The organism is Acidaminococcus sp. CAG:542 (assembly GCF_000437815.1).
In the GTDB taxonomy this organism is placed as follows: Bacteria; Bacillota; Negativicutes; order Acidaminococcales; family Acidaminococcaceae; genus Acidaminococcus.
In genome coordinates this window covers 37058-51021 of record NZ_FR902078.1, presented here as the reverse complement: position 1 = coordinate 51021, position 13964 = coordinate 37058, and the positions used below count along the sequence as shown (strand labels likewise).

At 56.3% G+C, this 13964-nt stretch carries 12 protein-coding genes; 10 read left to right on the top strand and 2 right to left on the bottom strand.

Going from position 1 to position 13964, the window contains the following annotated elements; genetic code table 11:
• Position 1: 1 nt before the first annotated feature.
• A complete protein-coding gene (hgdB, locus tag QVO43_RS06160) occupies positions 2 to 1141 on the top strand; it encodes a (R)-2-hydroxyglutaryl-CoA dehydratase subunit beta (RefSeq protein WP_022487672.1) in 1140 nt (379 codons plus the stop codon).
• Positions 1142 to 1222: 81 nt separating this feature from the next.
• The gene (locus QVO43_RS06155) at positions 1223 to 2557 is read left to right on the top strand and encodes an acetyl-CoA hydrolase/transferase family protein (protein ID WP_022487671.1); all 1335 of its coding nucleotides are present in this window, start codon (positions 1223 to 1225) and stop codon (positions 2555 to 2557) included.
• 49 nt (positions 2558 to 2606) lie between these two features.
• Here the strand turns inward: QVO43_RS06155 and QVO43_RS06150 are convergent, their stop codons facing one another.
• Entirely contained in the window at positions 2607 to 3530 is a 924-nt protein-coding gene (locus tag QVO43_RS06150; RefSeq protein ID WP_022487670.1) for a LysR family transcriptional regulator, read from the bottom strand.
• 159 nt (positions 3531 to 3689) lie between these two features.
• Here QVO43_RS06150 and QVO43_RS06145 point away from each other — a divergent pair, with 159 nt between their 5' ends.
• From QVO43_RS06145 to QVO43_RS06110, 8 genes are all read left to right on the top strand, one after another.
• On the top strand, positions 3690 to 5099 hold the full coding sequence (locus QVO43_RS06145; protein ID WP_022487669.1) for a YfcC family protein: 1410 nt from the start codon (positions 3690 to 3692) through the stop codon (positions 5097 to 5099).
• Between the two features lie 114 nt (positions 5100 to 5213).
• Positions 5214 to 6404: a M20 family metallopeptidase gene (locus QVO43_RS06140; protein WP_022487668.1), complete on the top strand. Its 1191-nt coding sequence runs from the start codon at positions 5214 to 5216 to the stop codon at positions 6402 to 6404.
• 369 nt (positions 6405 to 6773) lie between these two features.
• Positions 6774 to 8900: an anaerobic ribonucleoside-triphosphate reductase gene (gene nrdD, locus QVO43_RS06135; RefSeq protein ID WP_022487667.1), complete on the top strand. Its 2127-nt coding sequence runs from the start codon at positions 6774 to 6776 to the stop codon at positions 8898 to 8900.
• 12 nt (positions 8901 to 8912) lie between these two features.
• Entirely contained in the window at positions 8913 to 9446 is a 534-nt protein-coding gene (gene nrdG, locus QVO43_RS06130; protein ID WP_022487666.1) for an anaerobic ribonucleoside-triphosphate reductase activating protein, read from the top strand.
• Between the two features lie 265 nt (positions 9447 to 9711).
• Positions 9712 to 10920 carry a M20 metallopeptidase family protein gene (locus tag QVO43_RS06125; RefSeq protein ID WP_022487665.1) on the top strand — a complete coding sequence of 403 codons (1209 nt, stop codon included), beginning with the start codon at positions 9712 to 9714 and terminating at the stop codon, positions 10918 to 10920.
• A 13-nt stretch (positions 10921 to 10933) separates the two neighbouring features.
• Positions 10934 to 11527 carry an SGNH/GDSL hydrolase family protein gene (locus QVO43_RS06120; RefSeq protein ID WP_022487664.1) on the top strand — a complete coding sequence of 198 codons (594 nt, stop codon included), beginning with the start codon at positions 10934 to 10936 and terminating at the stop codon, positions 11525 to 11527.
• Positions 11524 to 11910, top strand: coding sequence for an acyl-CoA thioesterase (locus QVO43_RS06115; protein WP_022487663.1), 387 nt, complete (start codon positions 11524 to 11526; stop codon positions 11908 to 11910). Before QVO43_RS06120 ends, QVO43_RS06115 begins: the two co-directional genes overlap by 4 nt.
• A 37-nt stretch (positions 11911 to 11947) precedes the next feature.
• On the top strand, positions 11948 to 12700 hold the full coding sequence (locus QVO43_RS06110; protein ID WP_022487662.1) for an EFR1 family ferrodoxin: 753 nt from the start codon (positions 11948 to 11950) through the stop codon (positions 12698 to 12700).
• Between the two features lie 43 nt (positions 12701 to 12743).
• Here the strand turns inward: QVO43_RS06110 and QVO43_RS06105 are convergent.
• Positions 12744 to 13964 (bottom strand): sodium-dependent transporter (locus QVO43_RS06105; RefSeq protein WP_288174633.1); only part of this gene is annotated, 1221 nt, incomplete at its 5' end.

Below are 13964 nucleotides of genomic sequence, written 5' to 3'. Positions count from 1 at the left end.
AATGGCTATCAGTGCACTTATTGAAGAGTTCAAAAAAGTATCTGCCAGCCCGAAGACCATGCTGGCCAACTATAAAGCCCAGGGCAAAAAAGCCATTGGCTGCATGCCTTACTATGTGCCTGAAGAACTGGTCTATGCTGCAGGCATGGTTCCCATGGGCGTATGGGGCTGCAACGGCAAGCAGGAAATCCGTTCCAAGGAATACTGTGCTTCCTTCTACTGCACCCTGGCTCAGCAGTCCCTGGAAATGCTGCTGGACGGGACCCTGGACGGCCTGTCCGGGATCATCACCCCGGTTCTGTGCGACACCCTGCGTCCCATGAGCCAGAACATCAAAGTGGCCATGAAGGACAAGATGCCCGTTATTTTCCTGGCTCATCCCCAGGTTCGTCAGACTGCAGCCGGCAAGCAGTTCACCTATGATGCCTACAACGAAGTGAAAGGCCATCTGGAAGAAATCTGCGGCCATGAAATCACCAATGATGCCATCCTGAATGCCATCAAAGTGTACAACAAGAGCCGTGCTGCCCGCCGTGAATTCTGCAAACTGGCCAACGAACATCCTGATCTGATCCCTGCTTCCACCCGTGCCGCCATCCTCCGTGCCGCTTACTTCATGCTGAAGGATGAATACACCGCAAAGCTGGAAGAACTGAACAAGGAACTGGCAGCTGCTCCTGCCGGCAAGTTCGACGGCCACAAAGTGGTTGTTTCCGGCATCATCTACAACATGCCCGGTATCCTGAAGGCCATGGACGACAACAAACTGGCCGTGGCTGCTGACGACTGCGCTTACGAAAGCCGCAGCTTCGCTGTAGACGCTCCGGAAGATCTGGACAATGGTCTCCAGGCTCTGGCCGTACACTTCTCCAAACAGAAGAACGATGTTCTGCTGTACGATCCGGAATTCGCCAAGAACGCCCGTGCTGAACATGTGTGCCAGCTGGTGAAAGACAGCGGCGCCGAAGGCGTTGTGGTATTCATGATGCAGTTCTGCGATCCGGAAGAAATGGAATATCCTGATCTGAAGAAGGCTCTGGATGCACATCACATTCCTCATGTGAAGATTGGTGTGGACCAGATGACACGCGACTTTGGTCAGGCTCAGACCGCTCTGGAAGCTTTCGCAGAAAGCCTGTAAGAGAATTCTAAAAGAGGCTGTTGCTTAGGCAACAGCCTCTTTTTTTGGTATAATGGAGAAAAAACAAAGGAGAAACCATCCATGAGCCTTTCAGAGGAATACAATCGCAAACGGAAAAACAGTGCAGGGGAAGTGCTGGAGGAACTCCGGGACGGGGACTATGTGCTGTCCGCCCAGGCCATGGCGGAGCCGGTGACTTTGCTGGAAGCCATGCCCCTCTTGAAAAAACGGGGCCGGAAAGGCATTACCTACAACTCCTGTATGCCCATGGCGGATCTGCCCTGGTACCATGATCCCTCCATGGCCGGAACCCTGGACCATGTGTCCTGGTTCTTCAGTGCCCCCACCCGGAAGGCTCATACAGAAGGTCTGTGCAGCTTCCTTCCCGCCGGATCCACCAGCCTTGTCCGGAAGACTCTCCAGCGGGTGGAGGCCCGGAACCGGCGGCCGGTACTCCTGGCTACGGCTTCTCCCATGGATGCCCACGGGTATTTTTCCCTGTCCCTGTCCGCCCTGTTCGAACGGGACATCATCGACCGGGGAGCGGTGGTGCTCCTGGAAGTAAGCCCCCATTTTCCCCGGACCTGGGGGGATACCCTGCTGCCCATTTCCCAGGTCACAGCCTTTGTGGAAACGGACCGGAAGCCTCCCGTATCCCCGGTGCCCGGTCTGGGGGACCTGGACCGGAAGATTGCCGCCCAGGTGGCGGAACTGATCCCGGACGGATCCACCCTCCAGCTGGGGGTGGGGCACATTCCCAGCGCTGTGGCAGAAGAACTGAAGGTCCGGCATCATTTGGGAATCCATTCCGGGCTGTTCAGTGACAGCCTGATGGACCTGATCCGGTGCGGAGCCGTGGACAACAGCCGGAAAGGGTTCCAGGAGGGAGTCTCCCTCTGCGCCTTTGCCAACGGGTCCCAGAAGCTCTATGACTTTCTGGACGGGAATCCGGGGGTGATATTCCGCAGAGGGACCTTTGCCAATGAACCCAGGATCATCGCCCGGAATCGGAACATGGTGTCCCTGAACACCGGGCTGGAAATCGACCTTACCGGGCAGATTGCCGCAGAATCCATGGGGTTTGCCCAGTTTTCCGCCACCGGGGCCCAGACGGAAACCATCCAGGGGGCCCAGCTGTCTCCCGGAGGGAAATCCATCCTGGCTCTCCGGTCCGTGTATGCCGCCCGGAATGCAAAGGGGGAAAAGGTGCTGAAATCCAAAATCGTCCCCTGTTTCCGTCCTGGAACTGTGGTGTCAACCTCCCGGAACGACATAGACTATGTGGTCACTGAGTATGGAGTGGCTTGGCTGCGGGGGGCCTCGGTAAAGGAACGGGTGAAAGAACTGGTCAGCGTGGCCCATCCCGCCTTCCGGGAAAAACTCCTGGCAGCGGCAAAGGAGAAGGGGCTGGTGTAAAGGAACTGACCGTTGACGGGGGTGTTGCTTATGCAGGCAACACCCCCTTTTACAATATCTCCTCCACGGTCTTTTGGATCAGGTCCACAAAGGCCAGGAGGTTTTTGCTTTTGGCTTTTTCTTTTTTGTAGCAGATGGTGAGCCAGGGGTACCGGGCCGGGTCCCCGGTACGGAAATACCGGACCGGTTTGGAGGTGTGGAAGGCCTGGGTGTAGGATTCCATACAGAAAGCGATGCCCATTCCTCCGGCAGCCAGGCGGACGGCTGTTTCAATGTTTTCGATTTCCCTGGTACGGGGAATTTTTCCCAGATCTGCCAGCAGTTTGTCTTCCTGGAGCCGGATCTGCTGGCTGTGGCTTTGGAGGAGGAACGTTTCTTCTTTCAGCAGTTCTCCAGGCAGATAGGGGAAACGGCTGTCGGGCAGGGGACGGGCCTTTTGGCAGAGAGGATGGTCTGCCGGCAATACCACCAGGAATCCTTCCTGCCGGAGCCTGCGGCAGACAAAATCGGGATTTGGAGCATCCTGGAAGCAGAGGATCAGATCGAACTGGTCCCGGGCCAGATCCTGGATCAGTTCCTGATAGTGCCTGTGCTGGAGCCGGAGTTCCACCTGGGGATGGCTTTTGTGGAACTGAGTCATTAAAGTGGGCATCAGCAGGGCCGAAAAAATCAGATAGGTACCAATTCGCAGCCGGTCTTTTCGGTTTTCCTGGAGCGCCTGGAGCCTTCCTTCCAGCTCCCGGTCCAGGGCCAGCATCTCCCGGGCGGCTGCCAGCACCAGTTCTCCGGCTTCGGTGGGCACCACCTGCTTGCTTTGGCGGATGAACAGCGGTTGATGGAGCCGTTCTTCCAGCTTTTTCACAGCAATGCTCAGGGTAGGCTGGGTAATGTACAGTTTACGGGCAGCCGTATGGTAGCTGCCGGTTTCAGCCAGGGTACAGAGATACTGCAGCTGGCGGAGATTCAGGACCATGGCCGGACTCCTTTCAGCAGAGGGGTTTGAAAAAACGATTGAAAAAATTTATCACTTAATAAAATACCACAATTTGAATTTTCGCACAATGCCCCGTACAATACAGGTATCAGAACAACAACAGACCGGGCATTGCCCGGGGAAAGGGAAGTGACTGGTATGGCCAATGGGAAAACGGTGAAGAAGATGAAGGTGCCTCACACCTTTATCATTATTTTTGCCCTGATTGTAGCTGCGGTGATCCTGACCTGGATCATTCCCGCAGGGATGTATGATTTTGTGAAGAATGCCAGCGGGAAAAAGGTGGTGGATCCGGCTACCTTCCACTATGTGAAAAGTTCCGGGGTCAATCCTCTGAAGATTCCCCTGTACATTATCCAGGCTTTCAGCAAAAGGATCGACCTGGTGATGGTGATCCTTATGGCCGGGTCCGCCTTCCATGTGGTGACCAAAACCGGTTCCCTTCAGGCCATCCTGGCCCTGGGAGCCCGGAAGTTCTCTGACCGGCTGGATGTGTTCATCCCGGTGCTCACCCTGATTTTCGGGCTGATCTGCACCACCCAGGGAGCCAACACCTTCATTCCTTTTGCGCCGGTCATGGTGATGCTGGCCATGGCCATGGGGCTGGATTCTCTCACCGGGGCGGCCATTATGCTCCTGGGCGGGGCCATCGGGTTTTCCACCGGCACCCTGAACATGTACACCACGGTGGTGGCCCAGAACATTGCGGAACTGCCCCCTTATTCCGGGCTGGGATACCGGGCCTTCTGCTTTGTGGTCTATTATATCGTCACCAATATTTTCCTGATCCGGTATGCCAAAAAGGTGAAGGCCCGTCCGGAACTGAGCCCCATGTACGATCTGGATCAGGAGGCAAAGGCTTCCGGAGATGCCATGGATCTGGAAAAGACCGGCATCCTGGACCGGAACAAAGTACTGCCCCTGGTGCTCCTTGTCATTACTTTTGTGGTGATCATTTACGGAGCCATTGCCCTGAAATGGGGTATGAGCGAAATGTCCGCCCTGTTCCTGGTGTACGCGGTGGTGGCGGACCTGGTCAACGGCGCCAGTGCCAATGAAATGTGCAAAGATCTCATCGACGGCAGCAAACAGATGCTGGGAGCCGCCTACATCATCGGCATGGCCACTGCCATCAGCACCATTATGAATGACGGGAAGATTACCTACACCATCGTCCACAGTCTGTCCTCCCTGCTGGAAGGGCTGCCGGCGGTGGTAATCGCACCGGGGATGGTCCTGGCCAACACCGTCATCAACATTTTCCTCACCAGCGGCAGCGGCCAGGCGGTGGCAGTGATGCCCATCCTGACCCCTCTGGCGGATGTGCTGGGGGTGACCCGGCAGACCACGGTGCTGGCCTTCAACTTCGGGGACGGATTCTGCAACTATGTGCTGCCCACCTCCACCGCCCTCATGGGGACCCTGAGTGTTACCAATATCCCTTATGACCGGTGGATGCGGTTCATGTGGAAACTGTTCCTGATCTGGCTGATTGTAGGCTGTATCCTGGCCTCTATCGCCCAGTTCATCCATCTGGGACCCATGTGATACTTTGAGTGAAGAGTGCAGAGTGAAGAGTGCAGAGGGAATAGTGAAGAGTGAAGAGTGCAGAGTGGGTGACCGGAGAGAAAATCGGTCAGGGACCTGCGGAAGGAGAAAAAGATGCTGGATGAAATGATTGCCCGGGCCAATAACTGGGTGGACGGACATGCAAAAGAACTGACGGACATGGCAGATGCCATTTTTGACCATCCGGAAATCGGACCTCATGAGGTGTTTGCCAGCAAACTGCTGACGGACTGGCTGGAAGCCCACGGTTTTGCCGTGACCCGGGGCATCGGGGGCCTGGAGACCGCCTTCCGGGCTGTGTGGAAAAACGGAGAAGGGGGACCCAATCTGGGGCTCCTGTGCGAATACGACGCCCTGCCGGGCATGGGCCATGGCTGCGGCCATCAGATGCAGGGACCGGCGATCCTGGGGGCGGCAGAGGCCATCCGGCAGGCAGCCGGGGACAATCCTTTTACCCTGACGGTGTACGGGACTCCCGGAGAAGAAAACATCAGCGGCAAATACATTATGATCCGGAACGGCTGTACCTTTGAAGAGCTGGATGTGGCCCTGATGATGCACGGGGGGCCGGCCACCCAGACGGACATCAAATGCCTGGCCAATGCAGAATATGACCTGACCTACCATGGAAAAGCCGCCCATGCGGCCCTGAAACCGGAAGCGGGCCGGAGCAGCCTGGATGCCATGTGCCTGGCCTTCCACGGCATGGAATGTCTCCGGGAGCATGTGACTGACGATGTGCGGCTCCATTACAACATTACTGACGGAGGCGGTACTGCTGCCAATGTGGTGCCCAGTCTCACCAAAGCCCAGGTGATGGTACGGGCCAATACTGTAAAAGCGGTGAAGGAACTGATGGTCCGGCTGGAAAAGATCTTCCAGGGGGCGGCTCTGATGACGGAAACGGAAGTGGAGGCCAAAGTGGGGAAAATCCTGGACAACAAGATCCCCAACCTTCAGCTCAACGACATCCTGATGAAGCATGCCCGGGCACTTCAGGCCCCCAACTGTCAGCCTCCCCGGCAGCGCACCGGATCCACGGATTTTGCCAATGTAATGCACCGGGTCCCAGGGTCCTGCATCCGGGTGGCCTTTGTGCCCGACGGCACCAGTTCCCATTCCCCGGAATTCATTGCTGCCGGGAAAAGTGAAGCCGCCCACAAGGCCGTGGCCTTTGGGGCCAAGATCCTGGCGGATACGGTTCTGGAACTGGTGGAGAATCCGGAAGAACTGACCGCCATCCGGCAGGAATTCCAGGAACGGCTGGCTGCCGAAGACAAGTGACCGGAGAGTGTCACCTGGTTTCACTGTAAACTTGAAAATTTGTAACAGAGGACGGAGAAGCCCATTCCGTCCTCTTTTTCTTTGGGTGGGTCCTGGACTGTCCCGGTACGGAAAGAGCCTGGAGCGCGAAAAAACGTAACAGCCGTGCTTTCCAAGGAAACACACTATCTATAGTGTTCTTTTGGGGTATAAAACGATTTTTGCCACAAGATATAGTTGCTGAAACGGGAGTTTTGGTGTATCATATCTATCAGCGACAAGTGCGGAACTGGAAAAAGGATTTGTACAGTTGCAGTTTTTCATGTATAATAAGGATAGTTATTCTTAAATACGGTAAATTATCAATAAATATTCTAAGGGGGAGCGGCCATGAAGGTTATCAAACGGGACGGATCCACGGTTTCTTTTGACCGGAACAAGATCGTCACTGCCATATCCAAAGCCAACAAGGCAGTGGAAGAAAAAGAACGGCTGGGACAGGAAGACATCGAAGAGATAGCTTCCTTCGTAGAGCATAAAAATAAAAAGAGACTGCTGGTGGAAGACATCCAGGACATGGTGGAAAAGCAGATCATGGTCCGGGGCCATTATGAACTGGCCAAGGCTTATATCATCTACCGGTATAACCGGGCCCTGGTCCGGAAGGCCAACACCACCGATGATTCCATCCTGAGCCTGATCAGCAACAAGAACAAGGACGTAATGGAGGAGAACTCCAACAAGAATGCAGTGATGGTATCCACCCAGCGTGACCTGATCGCCGGGGAAGTATCCCGTGACCTGACCCGCCGGGTAGTGCTGCCGGAGAAGATCTCCAAGGCCCATGACCTGGGGGAAATCCACTTCCATGATGCGGATTATTTCATCCAGCCCATGTTCAACTGCTGCCTGGTGAATCTGGGGGATATGCTGGACAACGGCACGGTGATGCACGGCAAACTGATCGAAAGCCCCAAGAGCTTCCAGGTGGCCTGCACCGTTATGACCCAGATCATCGCTTCTGTGGCGTCCGCCCAGTATGGCGGCCAGTCCGTGGACGTGTCCCACCTGGGCAAATACCTGCGCCGGAGCCGGGAAAAATTCCGCAAGCGCCTGATTGAAACTACCCATGGCCAGCTGCCGGAAGAAGAAATGGAAGCCATCCTGGACAGCCGGATGAAGGACGAACTGGCCAGCGGCGTCCAGACCATCCAGTACCAGATCAACACCCTGATGACCACCAACGGGCAGTCTCCCTTTGTGACGCTGTTCCTGCACCTGGACCCCAATGACGAATACATCGAAGAAAATGCCCAGATCATTGCGGAAATCCTCCGGCAGCGGCTGGAAGGCATCAAAAACGAAGTGGGCGTCTATGTGACCCCGGCCTTCCCCAAACTGGTCTATGTGCTGGACGAATTCAACTGCCTGAAAGGCGGCAAATATGACTACCTGACCAAACTGGCGGTCCAGTGCTCCATCAAACGGATGTATCCGGACTACATTTCCGCCAAGAAGATGCGGGAAATCTACCAGGGGAACGTGTTCTCCCCCATGGGCTGCCGGTCCTTCCTGTCTCCCTGGAAGGATGAAAAGGGCAACTACAAGTTCGAAGGCCGGTTCAACCAGGGGGTTGTGTCCCTGAACCTGCCCCAGATCGGGATCCTGGCCAAAGGGGACGAGGAAAAGTTCTGGAAGCTGCTGGATGAACGGCTGGAACTGTGCTACGATGCTCTGATGGTCCGGCACAATGCCCTGAAGGGGATTCGCAGCGATGTAAGCCCCATCCACTGGCAGAACGGCGCCATTGCCCGTCTGAAGAAAGGGGAAACCATCGACAAGCTGCTGGAAGGGGGCTATTCCACCCTGAGCCTGGGGTACATCGGCCTGTACGAATGCACCAAGGCCATGAAAGGCTGCAGCCACACCACTCCTGAAGGGGAAGAATTCGCCATGCGGGTGATGAAGCGGCTGCGGAAAGCCTGCGATGACTGGAAGGCACAGACCGGCCTGGGCTTTGCCCTGTACGGCACGCCGGCAGAATCCCTGTGCTACCGGTTTGCCCGGATCGACAAGGAACGGTTCGGTACCATCAAGGACATTACCGACAAAGGGTATTACACCAACTCCTACCATGTGGATGTGCGGGAACCCATCGATGCCTTCAGCAAGTTCAAGTTCGAAGCCCAGTTCCAGCCCATTTCCTCCGGCGGCTGCATTTCCTATGTGGAAATCCCCAACATGAAGAAGAACCCCACCGCCATCGAGGATGTGGTCCGGTTTATCTACGACAACATCCAGTATGCGGAATTCAACACCAAATCCGACTACTGCCAGGTGTGCGGCTTTGACGGGGAAATCCAGATCAACGACAAGCTGGAATGGGAATGCCCTCAGTGCCACAACAAGGATCAGTCCAAGATGAACGTGACCCGGCGGACCTGCGGCTATCTGGGAGAAAACTTCTGGAACGTGGGGAAGACCAAAGAAATCAAATCCAGAGTACTGCATCTGTAAGGGGGCTTTTCGTTGAATTACGCAACCATCAAAAAATGTGACGTGGCCAACGGCCCCGGGGTACGGGTTTCCCTGTACGTCAGCGGCTGTACCCACCACTGCAAAGGCTGTTTCAACCAGGAAACCTGGGATTTCGCCTTCGGCAAGCCCTTTACCCAGGCCCAGCTGAAGGAAATCCTGGAAGACCTGGAACCGGAGTACATCCGGGGGTTCTCCCTTCTGGGAGGGGAACCCTTCGAACCGGCCAACCAGGAAGTGCTGGTGGGAGTGCTGCGGCATATCCGGGAGCGGTATCCGAAAAAGACCATCTGGTGCTACAGCGGCTATCTTTTCGACCACGACATGCTGGCTGGAAAGCTGGGGGACCCGGCCATTACCCGGGAGATGCTGGGGTACCTGGATGTGCTGGTGGACGGGGAATTTGTGGAAAGCAAAAAGAACCTGAACCTGCGTTTCAAAGGCAGCGAAAACCAGCGGATCATCAACGTGCCCAAGTCCCTGGAAACCGGGACCATCGTCCTGTGGGACGGAGAGGAATATGCATGAGTGAAAAAATACGGCTCCGGGAGCTTCCCGGGGCCGTATTTTTTGTCAGCGGTCACTGGTCACTGGCCCACTGACAAATTTGCAGGCAAATTTTTGAATGGAAACGCAGCTGTCTTTGGCAGATATTCTCCATTGGCCTTTGACCGTTGACGGGGCTGTTGCTCAGGCAACAGACCCATTTCCAAATCTCCCCAAAAATGGTAGAATAACCCTGTTGATTGCAAAGTTTTTCTGATGTTTTCATTGGATTTTGGAGGAGATTTCCATGGATGTACTGCATATGACGGAAGATGCTTTGGAAGCGCAATGTATTGAATGGCGCCGGTGGTTCCACGAACACCCGGAAGTGAGCACGGAAGAAAAGAATACCTCGGAGAAGATTTTCCATATCCTGAAGGACCTGGGACTGGATCCGGTCCGGGGCCAGGGCCACTACGGGGTGGCGGCTACCATCACCGGAAACAAACCCGGGCCCATGGTGGCTCTCCGGGCGGATATGGACGCCCTTTCCGTCAGGGAAGATACAGGACTGCCCTATGCCTCGAAAAATCCCGGGGTGATGCATGCCTGCGGCCATGACATCCACATGACCACCCTGCTGGAAACGGTTCTTCGGCTGCTCCGGCGGAAAGACGAGATCCAGGGCAGCGTCCGGCTGCTGTTCCAGCCTTCGGAAGAGCTGGCTCCCACCGGCGGCGCCCGGTACATGATCAAAGACGGATTCCTGAAGGACGTAAAGGCGGTATTCGGTCTCCATGTATGGCCCAACTTTGTCTGCGGACAGATCGGGGTAAAGCCCGGGGCCATGATGGCCGGTTCCGACCGGATCAAGGTGGTGATCAAAGGCCGGACTTCCCATGCAGGCCATCCTCAGGAAGGCATCGATGCCATTATGGCGGCAGCGGACTTCCTCCAGCAGGTGAGCCACATTGTCAGCCGGCGGGTGAGCCCTCTGGCCACGGCCACCATCAACATCGGTACCATCCACGGGGGATCCCGGTATAATGTGGTGCCTGATGAAGTGACCCTGGAAGGGACCATCCGGACCCTGGACGAAACCAACCGGAAACGGATCCCGGAATTCATCCAGGGCATCCTGGACGGCCTGAAGGCCTCTGCAGGCGTGGACTGCGAATTCAACTATTACTATGGCTACCCGGTACTGGACAACTGGCCGGTTCCGGAAAAAGTGGTGGAGGATACGGCCCGGCAGGTGCTGGGGGAAAAAGGTCTGGTGTCCCATGTGGTGCCGGATCTGACGGCGGAAGACTTCGGCTTCTACATGCAGGATATCCCTGGCTGCTTCCTGTGGCTGGGCTGCGGCACCGAAGGGGAACCGGTCCACGGCCTCCACAACGCCAAACTCTGTCCCAACGAAAACGCCCTGGTGGTGGGCTCCAAGCTCATGAGCCAGGTGGTGATCAACGCCCTGGAGGCTCTGAACCAGGGTGTGGATTTCAGCAAAAAAGACTGAAGGAGAAATTTTCATGAAAATGGCTTTTATCGGTGACAGCCTGGTAAGCTGCACCAACGAAACCCTGGCCAACACCTGGTATGACATCGCTTCCAAAAAGATGGGCTTTGAAGTGGTGAACAACGCTGCCGGGGGCAAACTGACCCTGGTCATGTGGGGTATGTTCAAAATGGATGTGGTGGATGAAAAGGCCGACGGGGTGTTCCTGTGCTGCGGCATGAACGACATCCTGCTGGACGAACCCATGAGCTCCATTGAAGAAAACATGGCCGGTACTCTGGACAAGGCCCGGGATGCAGGGCTACCCATTGTGATCCTGGGAATCCCGCCTTTGACCCGGATCGAAAGTACGGAAAAGGGCTGGCAGCTGCCCAGTGAATTTGAAAAGCACAATGCGGCTCTCCGGGAATACCGTCAATGGCTCCAGGAAGAAGCAGAACGCCGGAATCTTCCGGTGCTGGACTATGAACAGGTCCTCAGCGAAGCGGAAAAGAAAACCGGCCGGAGCATGTTCCAGGATGGCCTCCATCCCAACAAGGAAGGGTACCAGGCGGTAGCGGAAGCCTTTGAAGAAGTGCTGAAAGCCGCTCTCCAGGAGCAGGCATGAAGCTGGAACACAACCAGCCGGTGATCATGACCCGGTCCGTGATGCTGTCCATGGCCAATTCCGCCGGACACCTTTTCGGTGGCACCCTTATGGGCTGGATGGACGAACTGAGCGGGATCACTGCCCACCGGTTCGCCTGGACCCGGGTGACCACAGCTGCTGTAAAAGGCATGAACTTTTACGTGCCCATCCCCTACGGTACGGTTCTTCAGCTGGAAGGCCGGGTGATCCGGGTGGGGAACACCTCCATGGAGGTGGAAGTGGTGGCCTGGCTGGAACCGGAACAGGAAGACCAGGAGCCCGTCCGGGCGGCGGATGCCCTGTTTGTGTACGTATCCCTGGACGAAAACCGGAAACCGAAAAAAATCCAGCGGTCTCTTTGAGACGCTGGATTTTCTGTATCAGGAAAGGAAGCAAACCATGATCTATTATTTTTCCACCACCGGCAATTCCCTGGCCCTGGCCCGGAAACTGGCCGCCGCCCTGGGGGACGGGATCTGTTCCGTCACCCGGACCAGGGAAAAGACACTGGAAGGGCCGGCCGTCGGCCTGGTGTTCCCGGTGTACTACGGGGATGTGCCTGCCAATGTGCAGGATTTTGTCCGCAGCCACGCTTTCCCGGAAGGCGCCTATGTGTATGCTCTGGCCACCTGCGGCAGTACCTGGGGCCGGACCTTCCGGACCCTTCAGCAGCTCTTGGGAGAAAAGGGCTGCCATCTTGCCTGGAGCCGGGCAGTACCGCTTATCGCCAACAGCACCATCTGCATGAAATCCCATATAGGGTATGACCTGAAAAAACTGGACAAGGAGGAGGCCCTGGTCCGGGAAGGGGCGGAAGCGGTGAAAAAACGGAAGGAAGACCATTCCCAGGAACAGGATTCCCTGCTGGCCGGGCTTTTTGACACCTGGCTGGGACGGAAAATCGGGAACTGGTATCTGGCTGTGCAGGTGGCACCGGACCGGTGTGTCCGCTGCGGGGAATGTGTACGGCTGTGCCCTGTGGAAAACATACATCTGGGGGAAAAAGCGGCGGTGATGGGGAATCACTGCCTCCACTGCCTGGCCTGCCTCCATGGCTGTCCCCATCAGGCCATCACCGCCCGGGGTCGGGTGGTATTGAAAGAAGACCAGTACCGGCATCCGGGAGTGACGGTGCAGGAGTTGGAACGGTAAACAGAGGGGGTGCTGCACGTTGCGTGCAGCACCCCCGTTTTTCTTATTCTTTTTTTGTTCCGCGTCCCTTCACGCAATACCCGATCCACCCCAAAAACACCAGGGCGATGACCATCCACTGGGCCAGGGCGGCGGGGCCCTGTTTGGCGAACAGGTCGTCGTAGCCTTTCAGGTAGATGGCCAGGATCACCAGGGGCAGGCCGTAGGTGTAATACAGTTTCCATTGGTCAGCCAGGTTCCGGCCGGCACCCTGGTTCACTTCCTCCAGGAAGTGGGTCCAGCCCCAACCGTTTTTCCGGGTGCAGAACAGCACAAAGGTCAGACCGCCCAGGGGCAGCAGGTTGTTGGATACAATGAAATCTTCCAGATCCAGGACACCGGTGCCCGGTCCCAGAGGCTGGAAGCTGCTCCACAGGTTGAAGCCCAGGACGCAGGGAATGCTGCCCAGGGCAATGAGGGCAAATACGAACCAGGCGGCTTTGGGCCGGTCCCAGCCCAGCAGTTCCCGGAAGCAGGCAATGATGCTTTCCATGACCGCAATCACCGTGGACAGGGCTGCAAAGGACAGGAACACAAAGAACAGGCTGCCCCAGATCTGGCCTCCCGGCATCAGAGTGAACAGGTTGGGGATGGTGAGGAAGATCAGGGAAGGGCCGGCATCCGGCTGGATTCCATAGGCGAAGCAGGCGGGGATGATGATGAAGCCGCTCATGAGAGCCACAAAGGTGTCCAGAGCGGTGATGGTCAGGGCTTCTCCCGGCAGGCTCCGCTTTTTGTCCATATAGGAAGCAAAGATCATCATGGCTCCGTTGCCGGCGCTGAGGGTGAAAAAGGCCTGGCTCATGGCGGCATAGATCACATTTCCCCAGCCCAGTTTTTCCAGAGAAGCGAAATTGGGTACCAGGTAGAATTCAATGCCCTTTTCCGCTCCCGGCAGGAACAGGGAATGGACCGCCAGGATGATCATCAGGAGCAGCAGGGCGCTCATCATTACTTTGGTAATCCGCTCGATGCCTTTTTCCAGTCCCATATAGCAGACCAGGAACCCCAGGAGGCAGGACAGGAAGGTCCAGAAGCCCATGGAAAGAGGCTGGGCCAGCATCTGCTGGAAGGTGGTTTGGATAAAGGCCGGAGACTGGCCCACAAAGGTTCCCTTCAGATGGAGCCAGCAGTAGTTCAGCATCCACCCGGTGACCGTGGTGTAGTACAGCATCAGCAGGATGACCCCCGCAATGCCGATGTATTTCAATCGGGGCCAGCGGCT